The organism is Treponema sp. JC4, assembly GCF_000260795.1.
In the GTDB taxonomy this organism is placed as follows: domain Bacteria; phylum Spirochaetota; class Spirochaetia; order Treponematales; family Treponemataceae; genus Treponema_D.
Genome location: NZ_AJGU01000077.1, coordinates 1 through 4188, shown reverse-complemented (window position 1 = coordinate 4188; position 4188 = coordinate 1). Strand labels below are relative to the sequence as shown.

Here is a 4188-nt window from a genome sequence, read left to right as displayed (position 1 = left end):
TGGGACGGTAGTTTTGGTATTTGTATCCTATTATTTAGTGTAATTTTTGTAACTTTAGTAGCTGTGTTTTATTCTGTTAAGAAATGTGTTAATATCATGCCGTGTCAGGCAATCTCAGCAAATGAATAATTTGGAGTTTATTATGAAAAAAATATTTGGAATTTTAGTATGTTCTTTACTTTGCGTTGGAAGTATTTTTGCACAAATATCTAAAACTGATGCAATGAAACTTTTGCAGCAGGCAGAAGACAGTACATGTTTTTATAATACTGATATGAAAGGTGATTATCAGATTGTACACGATAAGCCCGGCGAAGGCCGTAATATTTTGACTGCAAACCTTTACCGAAGAGACTCTCAGAAAAAGTGGACTATTTTAATTACAGGGCCAGAAAAAGATAAGGGTAAGGGATACTTACAGTTTGATTCAAACATCTGGTTCTACGACCCTGCAGATAAGCGTTTTACATTCAGTTCTGCACGCGATAAGTTCCAAAATACCAATGCAAATACCAGTGACTTTGCTCCCCAGCTTTATGTCCAGGATTACTCAATGGAAAGCTATGAAGAAGTAAAACTTGGGAAATTTGACTGTGTAGTATTTACACTAAAAGCTACTTCTAAAAATGTAGCATATGCTGAACTTAAACTCTGGGTAAGTAAAAATGACGGACTTATGAGAAAACGTGAAGATTACAGTCTTTCTCACCAGCGTTTAAGAACAATAGCAGTACCTTCTTATCAGAAAATTAAAGGAAAAGGAAGAGATTATTCAATTCCTGTAAATATGGTAATTCAGGACCACTTACGTGGTAAAAAAATTAATGAAAAAATTGAATATGAAAAAACTGTAATATCTATCAGCAATGTAATCTTTGAAAAAGTTGATGATATTGTATACACAAAGCCATATCTTGAAACAATGAGCGTACAGTAATGAAAAAATATAATCTTCTTTTCACCATAGCCTTTGCTTTATTTATTTCTTATTCTGTTTTTTCTCAGGAAACTGAGGCTCAAATAGAAACTGTAACTCTTGAATCTCCTGCAGATGAAGAAACAGAACTTGCTCTTGAATCTTTTGATGAAGATTTTGATGCAATGTTCGAAGATGCTCAGGATACTACTGCTGTTGTTGTCCAGGAACCGGAAAAGCCAGTAAAGAAATCTGACGGTACATTTCCCCTTAAGTTTTCCGGTCATTTGGATAGTGAGTTTGGTGTTGGATACATTTATCATGAGGGATATGGTACTACAGAAGCGGTTAATAAACCTAATGGATATTTTACATTTACTAACTATTTATATCTAAGTGCAAGACCTAATCCCTGGTCAACAATACATGGAACATTTGCAATAGGTTTTCCAAGTTATACATATGGCATTAATGAATGTTATTTTGACTATATTATTAATAATATGGTGTATATTACTGCCGGTAAAAAATCTACAACCTGGGGATATACAAGACTTTTTACTGTATCTTCAAATGCAAATGATATGAAGACTAGAGATTACGATGCAATAAAAGCTCAGAATACAAATATTTTATCTGATAGTGGTTCAGGAACCACTTTTATGCTTCGTGTACCATTTTGGACTGGAACTATAACAGGATTGTGTTTGTATAATGGTTCAAATACGCAGCCTTCTTTTGAAGATATGAAATTTGCCGGTTCGATAGAAATTGTTGTTGCTAAAATTTCTATGAACCTTTTTGCACGAAAAGAAACAGAAAAAGATGGAACTCTTGTTAATACAGAAACTGGAAAAAAATGCCAATGGTACAGATGCTCAGGGACCTCTTTTTGGTTTTGAAGCAAAAAGAACAATCTTAGGTGCAGATGTATATGGTCAGGCTTTATGTCGTTTTGATAACGATGAAAAATTCCGAAATATTTTTAAAGGAATTATACATAAAGATTCATTTGAACGAATGGTATTTACTGGCGGTTTATATAAATGGTGGGATGCAAAAGATCCTGCTGTAGGCTTTAATATTGAATACCAGGGAGACTGTATTTTTAATAAGCTTTCCGGAGTATATGCAGGTCACGAACTTGTTCATCGAATTGCTTTTGATGGAGGCGTTAAACGTTTAGGTCCAAAGCATAATATAAAAGTAGGCTTAGAATTAAACCATAATATTACACAGAATTCAGGCTATCTAAAGCCTGGTGTAATAATAAGCGGAATTTTCCCAGGTGTAGATTTGAATACTGGTTTTAAATGGTTCTACGGTAAATACGGTTCTGATTCCCTTAAAAAAACTGGACGCTGGGAAATCGGAACCTATTTCGATCTTGATTTAAATTATTAGGCTGAAAGTATATGCCCATCGCTGATTTTAATTACGTGATTAGCCATGTTAACAATCTTTGCATCGTGGGTAGAAAAAACAAATGTAGTTTTAAGTTCTTCATTAAGTTTTTTCATCAGTTCAAGAATCTGATCTCCGTTTTTCGAATCAAGGTTTGCGGTTGGTTCATCAGCTAAAATAATAGGGGCCTTTGTAACAAGTGCACGGGCGATTGCAACACGCTGACGCTGGCCGCCGCTAAGTTCACTAGGTTTATGATTTTTCCAGGCCGTAAGTCCAACTGTTTCAATTAAGAAATCAATCCATTCACGTTGCTTTGCAGGATTTAAGAGTTCTGTAGCAGGTGAACTTCCAATTTTCAATGGAAATTCCACATTTTCATAAACATTTAAAACTGGTATAAGGTTAAAAGTTTGGAAAATAAATCCTAGATTTTTTCTACGAAGTTCAGTAAGTTTTACATCAAGTTTGTGTGGAACGTGATTTGTTTTTAAAAGTTCCATATTTTTATATACATCAATTCCATTCAATATAATTTTTCCGCTTGTTGGAAGATCAATAAGACCAATCATATTAAGAAGGGTAGACTTTCCTGAGCCGGAAGGACCAGAAATTGCCGCAAAATCACCTTCGTCTATACTAAAACTTGCTCCATCAACTGCGTGAACTTCGACTTTTTCCATCTGATAAGTTTTAAAAACATTTTGTAACTCAATAACTACTGACATAAAAATTATTTTATAATAAACCGCTTTGAATTGAAATCCCCCATAATATAAGATATAATAAAATAAATAAACATTTGGAGATTTTCATGGAAAACAAAGTTACAAGTTATAATAATGATAATTATGAAAATGATTTAGTTGATTGGTTCGCTATACTATTGCGTAATAGAAAACTAATTATTATTGGAACTTTCGTTTTAACATTTTTAGCAGGCCTCTACATTTTTATAAGACCTTTAATTTCCCCTAAATATGATAAAAAAGTACTTTCCGTAACCTACGTAATAAAAACGCAGGGGTTTCCAAGTACAATTAATTATGGATTAACAAGACTTGCTGCAAATCTTAGCCTTAATGATGAACTTGCTAATTCTTTTGATGATTATCCTCTTTTAGCAAAGGAATATAAAAAATACCCTGTTTTTGGAGAAAATTATCCAGAAGACTCTTTAGAATATAATGATATGATTGTTAAGATATTTGGATACAGAAAGGAAGATGCTCATAGAAATGAAAAAATTCATTTAGGAAAAATTGAAAGTGGAATTTGTCGTATAAATTGTAGAATTCCAGAAGAAAACTATGAAACACATATACTAGATTCTTTTATATCAGAGCATCTTACTGCTATTAATAAACGCTTTCAGCAACGTGCAGAAGAATATCTGGTAATTCTTGAAAATAAAACTCTTGAGTCATATAAAGAAATAAAAAATGCAAATAGTTCTTACAATACAACTACAATAGGACGTGCAGATACTGAACAATCTTTACGTGAAACTTTACAGGATATTCAGTTTTATAAGGAAAATCCAGTTACATTTTATGAAATACAAGAGGATCCATTTGTAATTCCTGAGGAAAGTAAAAGTAAACTAAAAAGTTTAATTAGGTTCTTTTTTGGATCTTTTGCCTTGTTTATTTGTTTAGCCTTCGTAAAATACCTAATTAGTAAAATTAAAAATAACAAAGAAATTATGAAAAAAATCACTCTTGCATGGAATGAAGGGAAATAATTTTTTTTTTAGAATTATTTGTAACTGTAACGACGGATTTTTTAATAATTATGTTATCAATTGTGACTGTATAGTTCTTTCTGAAAATACAGTAGATTACAGAATAAATATAACCAGGGTATAC

Annotated in this window: 5 protein-coding genes; 4 read left to right on the top strand and 1 reads right to left on the bottom strand. The window is 32.3% G+C overall.

Features of this window, described 5'->3' with window-relative positions:
- Positions 1–142 precede the first annotated feature (142 nt).
- The 3 genes from MSI_RS13075 to MSI_RS13065 are packed head-to-tail and all read left to right on the top strand — an operon-like array spanning position 143 to position 2320.
- Positions 143–937, top strand: coding sequence for an outer membrane lipoprotein-sorting protein (locus MSI_RS13075; protein ID WP_009107939.1), 795 nt, complete (start codon positions 143–145; stop codon positions 935–937).
- Entirely contained in the window at positions 937–1818 is an 882-nt protein-coding gene (locus MSI_RS13070; protein WP_009107937.1) for a hypothetical protein, read from the top strand. Before MSI_RS13075 ends, MSI_RS13070 begins: the two co-directional genes overlap by 1 nt.
- Positions 1751–2320: a hypothetical protein gene (locus tag MSI_RS13065; RefSeq protein WP_155815641.1), complete on the top strand. Its 570-nt coding sequence runs from the start codon at positions 1751–1753 to the stop codon at positions 2318–2320. Before MSI_RS13070 ends, MSI_RS13065 begins: the two co-directional genes overlap by 68 nt.
- Here MSI_RS13065 and MSI_RS13060 read toward each other — a convergent pair.
- On the bottom strand, positions 2317–3048 hold the full coding sequence (locus MSI_RS13060; protein WP_009107933.1) for an ABC transporter ATP-binding protein: 732 nt from the start codon (positions 3046–3048) through the stop codon (positions 2317–2319). The genes MSI_RS13065 and MSI_RS13060 overlap by 4 nt on opposite strands.
- Positions 3049–3134: 86 nt before the next feature.
- On the opposite strand from MSI_RS13060, the gene MSI_RS13055 reads away from it, so the two are divergent.
- Positions 3135–4064: a hypothetical protein gene (locus tag MSI_RS13055; RefSeq protein WP_009107931.1), complete on the top strand. Its 930-nt coding sequence runs from the start codon at positions 3135–3137 to the stop codon at positions 4062–4064.
- Positions 4065–4188 lie beyond the last annotated feature (124 nt).

Bases quoted from the DNA above. Each gene is read 5' to 3' on its own strand.
- MSI_RS13075 (WP_009107939.1), top strand. From the start codon at position 143: ATGAAAAAAATATTTGGAATTTTAGTATGTTCTTTACTTTGCGTTGGA.
- MSI_RS13070 (WP_009107937.1), top strand. From the start codon at position 937: ATGAAAAAATATAATCTTCTTTTCACCATAGCCTTTGCTTTATTTATT.
- MSI_RS13060 (WP_009107933.1), bottom strand. From the start codon at position 3,048: ATGTCAGTAGTTATTGAGTTACAAAATGTTTTTAAAACTTATCAGATG.
- MSI_RS13055 (WP_009107931.1), top strand. From the start codon at position 3,135: ATGGAAAACAAAGTTACAAGTTATAATAATGATAATTATGAAAATGAT.